Source organism: Flavihumibacter solisilvae, assembly GCF_000814475.1.
Lineage (GTDB): Bacteria > Bacteroidota > Bacteroidia > Chitinophagales > Chitinophagaceae > Flavihumibacter > Flavihumibacter solisilvae.
On the sequence record NZ_JSVC01000007.1, the window covers coordinates 128,754 to 142,897 of the forward strand.

15 protein-coding genes are annotated in these 14,144 nt (G+C 46.8%); 6 read left to right on the forward strand and 9 right to left on the reverse strand.

Translation table 11 applies throughout. From position 1 onward, the window contains the following. Positions 1-22 precede the first annotated feature (22 nt). The 5 genes from OI18_RS06945 to OI18_RS06965 are packed head-to-tail and all read right to left on the reverse strand — an operon-like array spanning position 23 to position 5,073. Positions 23-412 (reverse strand): RNA-binding S4 domain-containing protein, encoded by a 390-nt coding sequence (locus OI18_RS06945; protein ID WP_039138382.1) that lies wholly within the window; start codon positions 410-412, stop codon positions 23-25. Between the two features lie 12 nt (positions 413-424). Then, on the reverse strand, positions 425-1,798 hold the full coding sequence (locus OI18_RS06950) for a dipeptidase (RefSeq protein ID WP_039138384.1): 1,374 nt from the start codon (positions 1,796-1,798) through the stop codon (positions 425-427). Positions 1,799-1,844: 46 nt separating this feature from the next. Then, on the reverse strand, positions 1,845-2,843 hold the full coding sequence (locus tag OI18_RS06955) for a cation diffusion facilitator family transporter (protein ID WP_039138386.1): 999 nt from the start codon (positions 2,841-2,843) through the stop codon (positions 1,845-1,847). Then, complete coding sequence (locus OI18_RS06960) at positions 2,843-3,607, reverse strand: superoxide dismutase (protein ID WP_039138387.1); 765 nt, start codon at positions 3,605-3,607, stop codon at positions 2,843-2,845. Before OI18_RS06960 ends, OI18_RS06955 begins: the two co-directional genes overlap by 1 nt. 17 nt (positions 3,608-3,624) lie before the next feature. After that, on the reverse strand, positions 3,625-5,073 hold the full coding sequence (locus OI18_RS06965; protein ID WP_052272951.1) for an LptF/LptG family permease: 1,449 nt from the start codon (positions 5,071-5,073) through the stop codon (positions 3,625-3,627). 35 nt (positions 5,074-5,108) lie between these two features. Between OI18_RS06965 and OI18_RS06970 the strand changes: the two genes are divergently transcribed. After that, a complete protein-coding gene (locus tag OI18_RS06970; protein WP_039138389.1) occupies positions 5,109-5,705 on the forward strand; it encodes a hypothetical protein in 597 nt (198 codons plus the stop codon). On the opposite strand, the gene OI18_RS06975 is transcribed toward OI18_RS06970, so the two are convergent. Then, complete coding sequence (locus OI18_RS06975; protein WP_039138391.1) at positions 5,702-6,082, reverse strand: START-like domain-containing protein; 381 nt, start codon at positions 6,080-6,082, stop codon at positions 5,702-5,704. The two genes, OI18_RS06970 and OI18_RS06975, sit on opposite strands and share 4 nt — an antisense overlap. Positions 6,083-6,395: 313 nt before the next feature. On the opposite strand from OI18_RS06975, the gene OI18_RS06980 reads away from it, so the two are divergent. The 5 genes from OI18_RS06980 (at position 6,396) to OI18_RS07000 (ending at position 12,371) form a co-directional block, all read left to right on the forward strand. Continuing rightward, entirely contained in the window at positions 6,396-7,271 is an 876-nt protein-coding gene (locus OI18_RS06980; protein WP_240312733.1) for a sigma-70 family RNA polymerase sigma factor, read from the forward strand. A 79-nt stretch (positions 7,272-7,350) separates the two neighbouring features. Beyond that, positions 7,351-8,685 (forward strand): signal recognition particle protein, encoded by a 1,335-nt coding sequence (ffh, locus tag OI18_RS06985; RefSeq protein WP_039138394.1) that lies wholly within the window; start codon positions 7,351-7,353, stop codon positions 8,683-8,685. Between the two features lie 114 nt (positions 8,686-8,799). Further along, on the forward strand, positions 8,800-9,240 hold the full coding sequence (gene rpsP / locus OI18_RS25165; RefSeq protein ID WP_039138401.1) for a 30S ribosomal protein S16: 441 nt from the start codon (positions 8,800-8,802) through the stop codon (positions 9,238-9,240). A gap of 118 nt (positions 9,241-9,358) precedes the next feature. Beyond that, positions 9,359-9,874 (forward strand): ribosome maturation factor RimM, encoded by a 516-nt coding sequence (gene rimM / locus OI18_RS06995; protein WP_039138409.1) that lies wholly within the window; start codon positions 9,359-9,361, stop codon positions 9,872-9,874. 127 nt (positions 9,875-10,001) lie between these two features. After that, positions 10,002-12,371, forward strand: a complete 2,370-nt coding sequence (locus OI18_RS07000) for an ABC transporter permease (RefSeq protein WP_039138413.1) — start codon at positions 10,002-10,004, stop codon at positions 12,369-12,371. On the opposite strand, the gene OI18_RS07005 is transcribed toward OI18_RS07000, so the two are convergent. The 3 genes from OI18_RS07005 to OI18_RS07015 all read right to left on the reverse strand — a co-directional run bounded on the left by OI18_RS07005 (position 12,349) and on the right by OI18_RS07015 (position 14,130). Then, the gene (locus OI18_RS07005; protein WP_052272952.1) at positions 12,349-12,954 is read right to left on the reverse strand and encodes a DinB family protein; all 606 of its coding nucleotides are present in this window, start codon (positions 12,952-12,954) and stop codon (positions 12,349-12,351) included. The two genes, OI18_RS07000 and OI18_RS07005, sit on opposite strands and share 23 nt — an antisense overlap. A gap of 102 nt (positions 12,955-13,056) precedes the next feature. After that, a complete protein-coding gene (locus tag OI18_RS07010; protein ID WP_052272953.1) occupies positions 13,057-13,650 on the reverse strand; it encodes a Crp/Fnr family transcriptional regulator in 594 nt (197 codons plus the stop codon). A 9-nt stretch (positions 13,651-13,659) separates the two neighbouring features. Then, positions 13,660-14,130: a hypothetical protein gene (locus OI18_RS07015; protein ID WP_039138414.1), complete on the reverse strand. Its 471-nt coding sequence runs from the start codon at positions 14,128-14,130 to the stop codon at positions 13,660-13,662. Between the last annotated feature and the right edge of the window lie 14 nt (positions 14,131-14,144).

Here is a 14,144-nt window from a genome sequence, read left to right on the forward strand (position 1 = left end):
ACGCGGGGTGACGCAACCGTTTTTAATTTTCACCTTGGAATTCATCCAGGTCCCTGCGCTCTTTTTTCGTTGGCCTGCCAACTTTACTCAGCCTCTTACCTGTATGGAAGCTGGCGGCCTGGTACTGGATGCGCTCGAGTTCCTCAGCCGGAGTTTTATCGATATAATGTTTGATGGCTTCACTGAATTGTACCCGGTTTGAAATTAGGCCAGTTACTTCAATAACCCACTTGCGTGCTTCGGTTTTGACTTCGTATTCGTCACCAATCGAAACTGCGCGTGAAGCTTTCACAGCTACACCATGAAGCTTCACGCGACCTTTTTCTATTGCTTCTGCGGCAATTGACCTTGTCTTGAAAAGGCGGATCGCCCAGAGGAATTTATCAATTCTTATTTTTTCTGTTTCAGCCATATCGTCAGTCCGTTATGCCTTCCCATTCCCTGCAAAGTTTTGGTGGAAGTAGGGGATGGTCTCAATTCCTTTGTAATAGTTGAACAGTTCATATTTCTCATTTGGAGAATGCAGGTTGTCACTGTCAAGGCCAAATCCCATAAATACAATTTTCACGCCCAGTTCCTGCTCAAACAATGAACAGATGGGAATACTGCCACCCCCTCTCACGGGGATCGGAGTTTTTCCGAAAGTTGTTTCGATTGCTTTGGCGGCAGCACGGTATCCGTCAGAATCGATCGGCGTCATATAAGGCTCACCACCATGGTGAAGCTCCGCTTTCAGGGTAACAGATTCAGGGGCAATGCTGTGAAGGTGATCGATCAGGAGTTTCGTGATCTTTTCCGAGTTCTGGTTTGGAACAAGACGACAGCTGATCTTTGCGAATGCCTTCGACGGCAAAACTGTCTTTGCTCCCTCTCCGGTATATCCACCCCAGATACCATTAAGCTCCAGGGTCGGCCTGATACCGGTTCTTTCATTTGTCGTATATCCTTTTTCTCCCCATAGAGCTTTTACACCGAGGTCTTTTTTGTATTCCTGTTCATCAAACGGGGCTTCAGCCATCAGCTTTCTTTCCCCGGCACTAACCACCACCACATCATCATAAAAGCCCGGCACGGTAACACGGTTGTTCTCGTCGTGCAGCGAAGCGATCATTTTAGCCAGGATCGTGATTGGGTTGCCTACTGCGCCACCGTACACGCCACTGTGAAGGTCGCGGTTGGGACCTGTCACTTCAACTTCAATATAAGAGAGGCCGCGAACCCCGATATCGAGCGATGGTATGTCCATGCTTATCATCGCCGTATCACTGATCAGGATCACATCGGCGGCAAGTAATGATTTATTCGCTTTTACGAAAGTTGCCAGGTTAGGCGATCCCACTTCCTCTTCACCTTCAATCAGGAACTTTATATTGGTGGGAAGGCTGTCCGTCTTTACCATCATCTCCAGCGCCTTCACATGCATGAAAAACTGGCCCTTGTCGTCACAAGCTCCGCGGGCGAAGATCTTTCCATCTTTGATCACGGGCTCAAAGGGTCCGCTGTTCCATAGTTCGAGCGGGTCTGCTGGCTGAACATCGTAATGTCCATATACCAGCACAGTCGGTTTTGAAGGATCTGTTATCCGTTCGCCATAAACTACGGGGTGACCCTCAGTCGGGTAAAGTGTCGCAGAGGTAGCTCCCGCTGCCAGCAGGTGATCGCGTACAGCTTCGGCACATTTCACCATATCATTCCTGTGTTCGCTTCTGGCGCTGACACTTGGGATTTTTAATAACTCCAGCAGTTCCTGCAGGAACCGGTCTTTATTTTTTTCCTGATATTCTTTCCAGGCATTCATATGCATCGTTTTAGCGCCACGAATTTAGGCGGTTTTGGATGTCTGTTCAAATCGACTCATTTTCGAACCGGTGTCGCTCATTTGAACGGACGATTGCCGAATTCCATTCTATTTTTTGACGGAAGGGATGCCGCCGTACCGGGCAGTCAGCTTTCATACAAATAGGGCAGGAAAGGTCAAGGCATCCGTCAGTATGGACAAACAGTTCGATACTGGTGCCGAATTCTTTGCGAATGAGCTGGCTGAGAGCGTCCACTTCAGCGTGTGCTTCATATACATTGAGATACCAGGGAACAGTGAGGTGGCAATCAACATGCAACACGCTTCCATATTTAATTACCCGGAGATTATGAAGATCTGTCCAGTTCTGCCGCCGGGCCTCATTAATCCGACCCACCATCTGTTCCAGCAGTTCCTGATCGGCTTCATCCATTATCCCCGCAAGTGATGCGCGCAGGATGTGATAACCGGTATAGATTATGAAGAAGCTGAATATGATGGCCACTATACCGTCGATCAGCTGCACGCCTGTAAAGTAAATAAGAGCAATTCCGGAAAGTATGCCAATAGTTGAATACGTATCGGATTGCAGGTGTTTTCCACTGGCAACAAGTGCCAGTGAACTGTTAGCCCTGCCTCGTTTGATCGCGATAAATCCCATTATGTAATTTACCACCGCGGAGATCCCGATCAGTAGCATTCCTTTGTCGAGCTGCTGCAAAGGCCGGGGCCTGATAAAATGGTTGATACTCTCGTATATTATGATCAGGCCCGCAATCATAATCAGTGTCCCTTCCACTGCTGCTGAAATAAATTCTGCTTTTCCATGTCCGTACGGGTGGTCAATATCGCGGGGTTTCGCCGCAATATACAGGCTGTACAAGCCAATAAATCCAGAGATCACATTGACGGTGCTCTCCAGGGCATCAGTCAGGATCGATACCGATTTCGTAATGTACCATGCTGCTAGCTTCATCACAAAAAGCATGACAGCTACAGCAACGACCCATTGCTGCACCCTGAAGTTTTCCTTTTGCTGTTGCATTATTTCATTGCGCTGTCATAGCGTTGCTGGATAAAATCCCAGTTTACCACGCTCCACCAGTTGTCGATATAATCAGGACGCTTGTTCTGGTACTTGAGATAATAGGCATGTTCCCATACATCTAATCCAAGCACCGGGAAACCGGTTGTTCCTGCCACATCCATAAGGGGATTGTCCTGGTTTGGCGTTGACGTTACAAGCAGTTGCCTGTCCTTAAGTATCAGCCATGCCCATCCGCTTCCGAACCGGTTTTTGCCAGCATCAGAAAACACCTTTTTGAAGTTGTCGAAAGAGGTGAATTTCCCATTGATAGCGGCAAGGAGTGAACCTGACGGCTGGTTATTGTCTTTCGGCGCACGCATGCTTTGCCAGAACAGCTCATGGTTGAAATGACCGCCTGCATTATTCCTCAGTTTCTCTGACAGCCTGGAGATCTTGCCGAAGATGTCTTCCAAAGGTTTTGACCGGTCGATCTTTTCTGCCTGTGCAGCTTCATTCAGGTTCTTTGCATAAGTGGCTGCGTGTTTCGTATAGTGGATCTCCATTGTCATGGCATCGATGGCAGGTTCCAATGCCTTGTAATCATATGGAAGTGGTTTCTGGTCGAAACCGGTAGCGAAAAGGTGAGAATAGGATTCTGGGTGTGAATTCGTGACGGCAGATGCAGCAGTTCCACCAATGAAAGTGCTGCCGAGCCCGATGGCAAGCGAAGCTTTTGTACTGTTTGCAATAAAGCTGCGCCTGTTTTGCTTCGAGGATTTCATATAACCGGTATTTAATTTTATTGTGGCTGGACCTTGCCACGGAAACTTCTCAGGCGATCCATCAACGGCCGGATCTTCCTGAATGCCCTGAAATAGAACTCCTTGTTGAACAACTGCGAATCATGCATCGCCTTGTATGTCAGGAACAGGCCGATGGGAACCAGGATATACGTAGCCAGCCACATCCCCCATACAGCCGGTAATACTGCTTCCTTTGAAAATTTCTTTCCAAAATTGTTGAGAAGGAAGAAGATCACAAAAAAGATTACTGCGAATACCAGGGGGGTACCAATACCTCCTTTCCTGATTATTGAACCCAGCGGAGCACCGATCATAAACAACACAAGGCATGCAATCGACATAGTGAATTTTTCATGCCAGGCCATTTTATGCTGCCTCAGGCTTTTGGCCTTTGCCTCATATTCCATCTTGTTAATATCAAGTGTGCCTTTAACCACCGATACCTGTGAAAGTACCCTTTCATTAGCGGTATTGAACAAAGAATCAGGGATTATATCCTGTATCGAATTTACCTCGTATTTTTTGCCCGAAGGCTTGAATGCGGTGTCAAGCGTTTTCTGGAATTGGATAAAGGGCCCCATTTCTTTGGTAAGCTTATTGCGATAAACATCATGGATCTTATCCAGTGAGTCGATCGCGACGGTAAGTTGACGCACACTCAGCATCTGGTAGTTGTCCTTGAAGAGGCTGTCCTGCGTTTGCGAAAGCTGTAATGAACTCAGATCGAACACTTTTTTGAATTCTTTGAAACCAAGCCGCACGTACTCTGTATTTGTATTCATCCGCGCACCACGTTCGGAATACCGCCAGCCGTTCATCAGCTTGAATTCCAGGAACCGCTTGTCATCTGAAACTCTCATCACACCTTTTTTCGCTATGATGATGTTGTCCTGGAGGCTATAATCTTTTTCATATATGATGATGTCGCGCAATGTGGAATCGTCCTTCTCCTTTTTGCCCACCTTGATCGCATAGCCGGGAATGTTTGTATAGAATGCGCCTTCTCGCAAATCGAACGCCGGCTTTTTATTGATAATATCATACTTAAGCCGGTTAAGCTTCAGGTTCGAAACAGGGATGATGTAGTTGTTGAAAAGGAATGCCACTCCACAAATCAGCATGCTGACAAACAAAAGCGGCCGCATAAATCTTAGAAGTGGAATACCCGCGGACTTGATCGCAACCAGTTCAAATGTTTCACCGAGATTGCCGAATGTCATGATCGAAGAAAGCAGTACTGCCAGCGGCAGAGCAAGTGGCACAACGGTAGCAGCCACATAGGAGATCAGCTGGCCAATGGTAAACAGGTCCAGGCCCTTTCCGACTATATCATCAATATAAAGCCAGAAAAATTGAAGCACCAGCACAAAGAGGGTGATAAAAAAGGTGGCGATGAACGGGCCAACGAATGCCTTTAAGATAAGCTTGTCTAATTTTTTTATCACAGTGACCGGAATGAATTCTGAATAACTTTGATGAAATGAGCGGGGTAAAAATACAGCTTTCCGCAGAGGAAAGGGAAATGGTGAACGATCCGGGCATCATTTTAACGAAGAACAAAATCATAGAAGCAGTGATGGATATGTACGGCGGGCTCAGTGAAGCTGAGGTCAGCTTTCTGAACGCGCACCGCAACAGGTTACCAGAAGCGGTTTTTCGTTACCCGCCAAAGATTTCGAAGGGTGAACAATATCGACGGCTGCCGTGGGTGATGCTCGACCTGCCCCGTGTGTTCGACCCGGAAGCTACTCTGGCGGTGCGACATTTTTTCTGGTGGGGCAATACCTTCTCCGTTGCTATCCAGGCCACAGGAACCTTTAAAGATATGCTGGTTAAAAAACAAGATAGGTGGCCTGATGACACATTGGTCTGCGTTCACGCGACGCCGTGGGAGCACCACTTCGACAGCGATAATTATATTCCGGTAACGGCAATGGATAGGGGTGCATGGGAGGAACAGCTGGAGCAAAAGGATTTCCTAAAGCTGGCAGTGGCCATACCGGTTAGCGGTTGGGATAACGCGCCAGCTTTCCTGCTAAGAGGATTCAGAAGCTGGATGGAACTCTTGCTGACTTAGTTGCCGAGGCGATGGAAAAGATCCTTCACCTGGTAGCCCCATAACTGGCTCTGGTCCTTGATCTCTTTCTTATCTGCAAAATCGTTGATCACCAGGATCGTCTGGTTGGTGACTTCGGACTTCTCTATGCGAAATTCAAAGAATTCTTCTTTGGGTGCATGCAGCCAATGAAACCTGATAAAACTGTTTTCTTCACTTTCCAGCACTTCTGCCTTATCAATTGAACCATTCCATGAAAAGCTGAAAACCTGGTCTCTTTCATCTACTTTGTCGGCGAACCATTCCTGCAATCCCGCCGGGGTGCTCAAAAACTCATATAAAATGGAAGGCGAACACCTAACGGGATACTCCAGCGTATACATTAATTTCTTACTCATCTCCAATCAATATCTGTCTTAAAGAATGCGAACACTGCAATAATAGAAAATTAAATGACGCAGCAAAATAATACTTAAACTATTTTTTGTTCAGGAAACAGGGTGTGATAATTACACAAAGTACCCGTAAAAACACTGAAATGCAGTGAATTACAGGGGTATTTTTTGGCTAAGGTTTAACGAAAAGTTAAATTGCTTTGATAGGTTAAGGACAGGTACAAAGAGGCATTATACAAGAAAACGCTTATTTGTACGTTTCTGATCTGAACTCAACCTCGAAACCCCGAAAATAAACCTCTAAACCAGCCAGCCTATGAGTATGCGTCAACTCAAGATTACCAAATCTATCACCAACCGGGAATCCCAGTCCCTTGAAAAATACCTCCAGGAGATTGGGAAGGTGGAACTCATTGGCCCGGAAGAGGAAGTCCGCCTTGCCAGGCTGATCAAGCAAGGCGACCAGCGGGCGCTGGATCGACTGACCCGCGCCAACCTGCGATTTGTCGTTTCAGTTTCCAAACAATATCAGAACCAGGGCCTGTCGCTGCCAGACCTGATCAACGAGGGCAACCTCGGCCTGATCAAGGCGGCCCAGCGTTTCGACGAAACCCGTGGTTTCAAATTCATCTCCTATGCAGTATGGTGGATCCGCCAAAGCATCCTTCAGGCCCTTGCGGAACAGAGCAGGATCGTTCGCCTGCCTCTCAACAAGGTGGGGTTGACCAACCGCATTCAGAAAGCCTATTCCCAGCTGGAACAGGAATATGAGCGGGAGCCTTCTCCGGAAGAACTGGCTGAACTGCTGGATCTGGACACTGAAGAGGTCAGCGCGACCCTGGGTATCGCTGCGCGGCACGTAAGCATGGATACACCGCTTTCTGAAGGGGAAGAGAATACGATGATCGATGTGCTGGAAAACCCCAATGCCGAGCGTACCGACAAATCGGTGGAGCACGACGAAAGCCTGCGCCAGGAGATCGACCGCTCACTGCAAACCCTTACAGAACGCCAGAAGGAAGTGATCTGCTATTTCTTTGGCATCGGTGTCGACCATCCCATGAGCCTCGAGGATATCGGGGAAAAATTCAATCTTACCCGCGAAAGGGTGCGTCAGATCAAGGATAAGGCCATAACGAAGCTTAAAACGAATTCAAGATCGAAACAGTTACGCACTTACCTGGGTGTGTAATCAATCGCATCAAGTATATTTGCAGTCCATTTAAGGTGAACTTTATGTTCACCTTATTTTTTTGCACAAAACTGCAGGTATGTTTGAATCTTTAAGCGAAAGGCTCGAATCGGCCTTTAAACAGATAAAAGGGGAAGGCCGTATCACCGAACTGAACGTAGCGGCCACAGTGAAGGACATCCGCCGCGCACTGGTGGATGCGGATGTGAACTACAAGATCGCAAAGGAGTTTACTGATAGGATCAAGGATAAGGCCATGGGTGAAAAGGTGCTCACCGCGGTAAGTCCGGGCCAGCTGATGGTCAAGATCGTGAAGGATGAACTGGTTGAGCTCATGGGCGGAACTGAAAGTGAGTTACAGTCAAAAGGCAATCCGGCAGTAATCCTGATCGCCGGCCTCCAGGGTTCCGGTAAAACCACCTTCAGCGGAAAGCTGGCTAACTATCTCAAGACCAAAAAAGGACTTTCGCCACTTCTGGTAGCTGCCGATATCTATCGCCCTGCGGCGATCGACCAGCTTAAAGTACTGGGTGGACAGATCGGGGTGGATGTGTTTAGCGAACCCGATAATAAAGACGCGGTTGACATTGCCCGTAAGGCAGTTATACAGGCACGCAGCCTGAATAAGAACGTCGTGATCATCGACACCGCCGGTCGTCTTGCGATCGATGAAGCGATGATGACCGAGGTGGCAAATGTAAAATCAGCCGTAAACCCCAACGAAATCCTGTTCGTAGTTGACTCCATGACCGGGCAGGATGCGGTCAATACCGCGAAGGCATTCAACGACAGGCTCAATTTCTCCGGCGTGGTTCTGACCAAGCTCGACGGTGATACCCGTGGTGGTGCTGCACTTTCAATCAAATACACCGTTGAAAAGCCAATCAAATTTGTCAGCAGCGGTGAAAAACTGGATACCCTCGATGTGTTCTACCCGGAAAGGATGGCACAACGAATCCTGGGAATGGGGGATATTACGACCCTGGTAGAAAAGGCTCAGGCCCAATTTGACGAGGAACAGGCGAAAAAGCTGGAAAAGAAGATCCGCAAGAACCAGTTCGATTTTGAGGACTTCAAGCAGCAACTGGAGCAGATCAAGAAAATGGGTAATATCAAGGACCTGCTGGGAATGATTCCCGGGGTAGGCAAAGCCATCAAGGATATTGACATCAGTGACGATGCTTTCAAGGGAATTGAGGCCATGATCAATTCCATGACACCTTTTGAGCGCTCGAACCCTGATACTATCGATACAAGCCGCCGTAAACGAATTGCAAAGGGAAGCGGAAAGGATATCGCGGATGTGAACGCTTTTATGAAGCAGTTCGAACAAATGAAGGATATGATGAAAATGATGAATAAGATGCCTATGGGCGGAAAAATGCCGGGCATGGGCGGATTCGGCCGTCGTTAGTTCTATGAAGTTCGTTCACAATTTTTTAGTTTGTGATTAATAATTGGATTGTTACTTTTGCAGTCCTTATCAACGTTAACCCTATTTGTTCACGCATTTAAATTTCTATTTACGATGCCAGTTAAAATGAGATTGCAGCGGCACGGCTCAAAGAAAAGACCCTTCTATTTTATAGTTGTGGCTGACGCACGTGCACCAAGGGATGGAAAATTCATCCAGAAGATCGGTACTTACAACCCCCTGACAGTTCCCGCAAGTATTCAATTGGACCGCCAGCGTGCGCTGGATTGGCTGCACAAAGGTGCAGAACCGACTGATACCGTTCGCCGGATCCTGTCGTTCAAAGGAGTATTGTACCTGAAACACCTGCTGCGCGGCGTGAAACTGGGTCTCTTCGATGATGTTACTGCTATGCAGAAGTTTGAAGTATGGCACAAAGAACACGAAGCCCAGTTGAAGAAGCGCAGTGATGAACACCGCAAACAGCGTCAGGTTCGTCGTTATCCAACCTCCAACAGGAGGCCTCAGCCCCGTAACGAAGGTGGTGCTGAATAACCAGAAGTAAAAAGCTCACAATAAAAACCCGGTGCCAGTCACCGGGTTTTTTGTTTCAGCTCCCATTTTACCCGTCGGGTCCCACCCGTCGGGTGAAATATGTGAAAAACACGGTTTGATGATACAATATAATAACATAGGAAAGATTGTCGCGGGGTTTGGAGTGACCGGCGAAGTGGTGTTAAAGCATTCCCTTGGAAAGAAAACCTCTTTGAAAGGGTTGGAAGCTATATTCATAGAAAAAAGAAAAGGCGAATTCCTCCCGTATTTCATCGAATCGACAAAAGCTAAAAGCGAATCGGAAGTGATCCTCAAGTTGGAAGGTATCAACAAACGTGAAGATGCCTTATCGCTTACCCAGAAACAGGTTTGGTTGACAGAGTCTGACTTCGGGAAATTTGCAGCTAAAACAGCTTCAATTTCACTGCTGGGCTTTCATATTATCCATTCGGGAGAAGATCTTGGCGAAATCCTTGAAGTGATTGAACAGCCTCACCAGGTTCTCTGCCGCATTGATCTTAACGGCAAAGAGGCATTGATTCCTGTTCACCAGGATACCCTGGTAAAAATGGACCAGCAAAAAAAACAGGTATTGCTCAACCTTCCCGACGGACTCCTCGATCTTTACCGGTAACCACAGCCTGTATTACTTGCGGACAGAACTGTAATGAAACCGTACAATTTATGAATGCCGTAAAACCGCCAGTCGATTGTAAATCAACTCATTACTATCCCGGTTTCATTTTTGGTCACGGTTAATCATGTTCGTCAACTACTTTAAAACCGCCTGGCGAAATTTCGTCAATAATAAAGTTCTCGGCAGTATAAACATCCTCGGTCTTGGTATAGGCATGGCCGTTTCCATGTTAATCTGTTTGTGGGTATTCAATGAATACTCCTTTAATAAATTCCTTCCTGACCATGATCGGGTGTACCAGGTCAGAAGAAATTTTAATTCAAACGGGAACATCCTCAATTTCAAAACAACCTCGCTGGCCCTTGGTGAAGCACTGCGAAACGAAGTCCCGGAGATCGAATACGTTGCGGAAACTGATTGGATGGGTCCCCACGGACTCACCTATGCGGACAAGAAGCTGTACATCGATGGGGCTATTACCGGTCTCGACTTCCTGAAAATCTTTCAATACCCGCTGGTTAAAGGCAACCCCCTCACCGTATTTGCAGACCCTTACTCCATAGTTCTTACCGAATCAACCGCCCTTTCCATGTTTGGAACTGTAGACCCGATGCTTAAGACTATCAGGTTCGACAACAAACATGACCTCAAAGTAACCGGGATCCTGAAAGACCTGCCGGAAAATTCCACATTCCGGTTTAAATACCTTGTTCCCTTCAGTCTGCTCGACAATACGCGGCCTGCCATTAAGGAACTCCGTACCGGAAGCTTCAGCGCAAATTCCTTCCAACAGTTTGTAAAGCTTCGTAAGGATGCATCCTATGATCGTGTATCGGAAAAGATCAAAAACATCCAACACCGGCAAGACAATATAAATGCCCGTAACTCACTGGTAATCCTGCAACCGATGGACCGCTGGCATCTCTTTGCTGATTATGAAAATGGGAAAGATGCGAGGGGATTGATTGAATATGTACGCCTGTTTAGTTGTATTGCAGGGCTTGTACTCCTGATAGCATGTATTAATTTTATTAACCTCGCCACTGCGCGATCAGAAAAGAGAGCCCGTGAAGTTGGGGTCAGAAAAGCCATCGGTTCTGACAGGAAAGCACTCATAATTCAATTCCTCACTGAATCCTTTTTCTACACCGTAATCGCCTCGGTAATTTCTCTCTTCCTGGTAATGGTGGCTCTTCCCTGGTTTAACAGCATTACCGGCAGAAGTATTGTCATACCGCTTTCCAATCCTGGATTCTGGATGCTCCTTCTCGCCTGTATTTTAATAACAGCTCTTGCAGCCGGTACCCGGCCGGCGATTTATCTTTCCGGATTCAGTGCTGTGAGGGTATTGAAAGGGTCCATTACTAAAGGAAAAGCGGCTACTCTTCCCCGAAAGGCGCTTGTTGTTCTCCAATTCACCTGTTCCATTGCGCTTATTATCAGCACCATAATTGTCTATCGCCAGATCGGTTTTGCCAGATCAAGGCCCATAGGTTACAATTATGACCGGCTTCTCATGACAGATATGAGTGAAGACCTGCAGATGAACTTCGTCGCAATGAAACAGGAACTGCTTCAACGGGGAGTGATTGAGAATATGGCCACGTCCTCCGGACCAGTGACGAATATCAACTGGCACACAGATATCGACAACTGGCCTGGTAAAAACTCGGGCGAGACCATTGAAATGGGAGCGATCGTGGTTTCCGAGGACTATTTCAAAACTGTTCAAATGAATTTTGCTTCAGGCAGGAATTTCTCAGGACCTGACGATTCTACCAGTCTCATCTTTAACGAAACTGCCATCAGCCAGATGCGGTTGAAAGATCCGTTAAATCAAAAGATCAGCTGGGACGAAGCGCAATTCAGTATTAAAGGGGTGGTTAAGGATGCGTTGATGACTTCACCTTATGCTCCGGCCGAACCTACCATGTTTGTGGTATCGCCAGACCATTCCGGTATTTTACTGTATCGCCTTGCCAAGAACATCAGCACTCCCGATGCATTAAAAGTGCTGAATGAAGTCTTTGCTAAATACAATCCTTCAAGGCCATATGAGTATATGTTTACTGATGACTCCTATGCCAGTAAATTCAATTTTGAAATGCTGGTTGGAAAACTGGCTGGCATTTTTGCTGCCCTGGCCATTTTTGTTTCCTGCCTGGGATTATTTGGCCTGGCAGCTTATGTTGCCGAACAAAGATCAAAGGAAATTGGCATCAGGAAAGTTCTCGGAGCGAATCTTCCGCAAATCTGGATGCTCATCTCCAGGGATTTCATTTTACTGGTTTTGATCAGCAGCCTGGTAGCATCTCCTCTTGCATATTTCTTTCTGCAAAATTGGTTGGAGAAATATTCTTACCGTGTACAGATCGGTGTGGAAGTTTTTGTTCTTGCAGCTTTGCTTGCACTTGTGGTCGCTGTCATAACCGTAAGCTTCCAATCGATCAAAGCCGCATTGGCTAATCCGGTCAGGAGCCTGCGAGCTGAGTAAACGCGTCGCCCGGGCTGGCAACATGGTACCTGCCTAAAAGTTTTTCGATTTGGATCCAGTGACGCTGGTTATGCGCTACCAGGAACATCAGTATGTCGCCCAGCTTAAGCCTGATAAAAGGTGCGATTGTGATGGGCACTCTTATGCTTTCCAGGTCTGATTTCGCAGAGCGTTCAATAAGCAATATGAACTGGCGCTGCCAGCGCAGGAATTCTGCTATTACAGAATCGGTATCGAGTTCCGGGTCGGGTGAATGATTCTTCATCGCTTTCATTTTATTTTTCACCACACCATTTTTCGGCATCATTGTGCGCGTAAAATAATTTCCCAGCCACCCCGGTTGAAAAGAAGACGATGGCACCGAAGCAGTCTTCTCTACCAGTTCGTTCATCCGCGGAATGTAAAAGCGATAGTAGCCATTGAGATGTTCAAGAACCTGAACTGTGTTCCAGCGGCCTTTCCCATCATTGGTTTCCAATATTTCATGTGGGGTATTCTTACCGATCTCTTCCATCTGTTCGAGAAGGAATATCGAATCCTCCCTGAGTGTTTCCCGTAGGTCGGCGGTGTTAAGTCGTTTCATTGTTTTTATTTGAAATCAAAGCTAGGAGGCACTGAAGAACTGAATCTTGGTCCACACCAAGATTTTCCGGGAACCCATACAGCGGTTACCTTATTCACGTTTTCATTTAAGTCTCACTGTCGCCAGTAATTTACTGAACGTAGTGGGATCAATGCCGAGGTAAGACGCAAGGTATTTGTGAGGAACCAGGTTCAGAATATGCGGACTTCTTTTCAGCAGGGTCTTGAATTTTTCTTCTGCAGTGTATACCAGCAATTCGATCTGCCTTTCCAGCACGCCGGAGGTCGCCAGGCAAAGAGATTTATACATCGCTTCCGCAATATTACGGTGTTGCTTACGGAGCTGTTCAACCTGGCTGAAACCTGCCCGTAAAAAACTGCTAGTTGTAAGTGTTTCAAGATAATACCGCGAAGGTTGTTGCAAAAGGAATGAATCAAGAATACCTGAGAAAGAGTAAGGGTAAGTGAATACTACAGTGGCTTCCCTGTTCTCATGCAGGTGAAAGCCGCGCTGTAATCCATCTGTCACCCAGTAAAGATATTTTTCCACTTCGCCAGCTGCTGTAAGGATCTCTTTTCGCTTAAAAGTTACCGGCACCCATATTGAACTGAACGCCTGCCACTCCTCTTCATCGAGGGGGTGCAGGGCGTTGAATTGCCGGCGCATTGCTTCCAATGGATCTGGTGATTCAGGCATAATTACAAATTACTTGACATCAGAACGAATGAATTCGGCTGCGAGTTTCAACCGGTAATAAAGATTGCTAAGCGTGAGCGAAGTATTGTTACGCAGGTTCGCCACTGAACCGCCGTTCATCTTCTGCAAGGTTTTCATTTCTTCAATCTTTTCATCAATCTTATCAAACAGCTGCTCAATGGTCCACCCCTGGTAACGGCGGTTCCTTTCATCTGTAATGTGATAGGGTTCAATCTTCCCCGCCTTCAGTTTGGCAAAACTGAAGTTGGCAACAACAGCAGCTTTTATTGCTTCATTTGACAAATGAACTATCAGGGTATCATCCCCGAAACTGTTCAGGTAACCGTTCTTAAATACATTCAGGTTCTGTTGCAGTTCCCTCAGGACCTGTTTTTTCTGTACATCATTGGTATCTGCCTTTTTTTGCAGGAAACTGATCAGCTTTTCCAGGGGCCCGAGACCCGCTTTTAACCATTCCATGGATTAAAAATAAT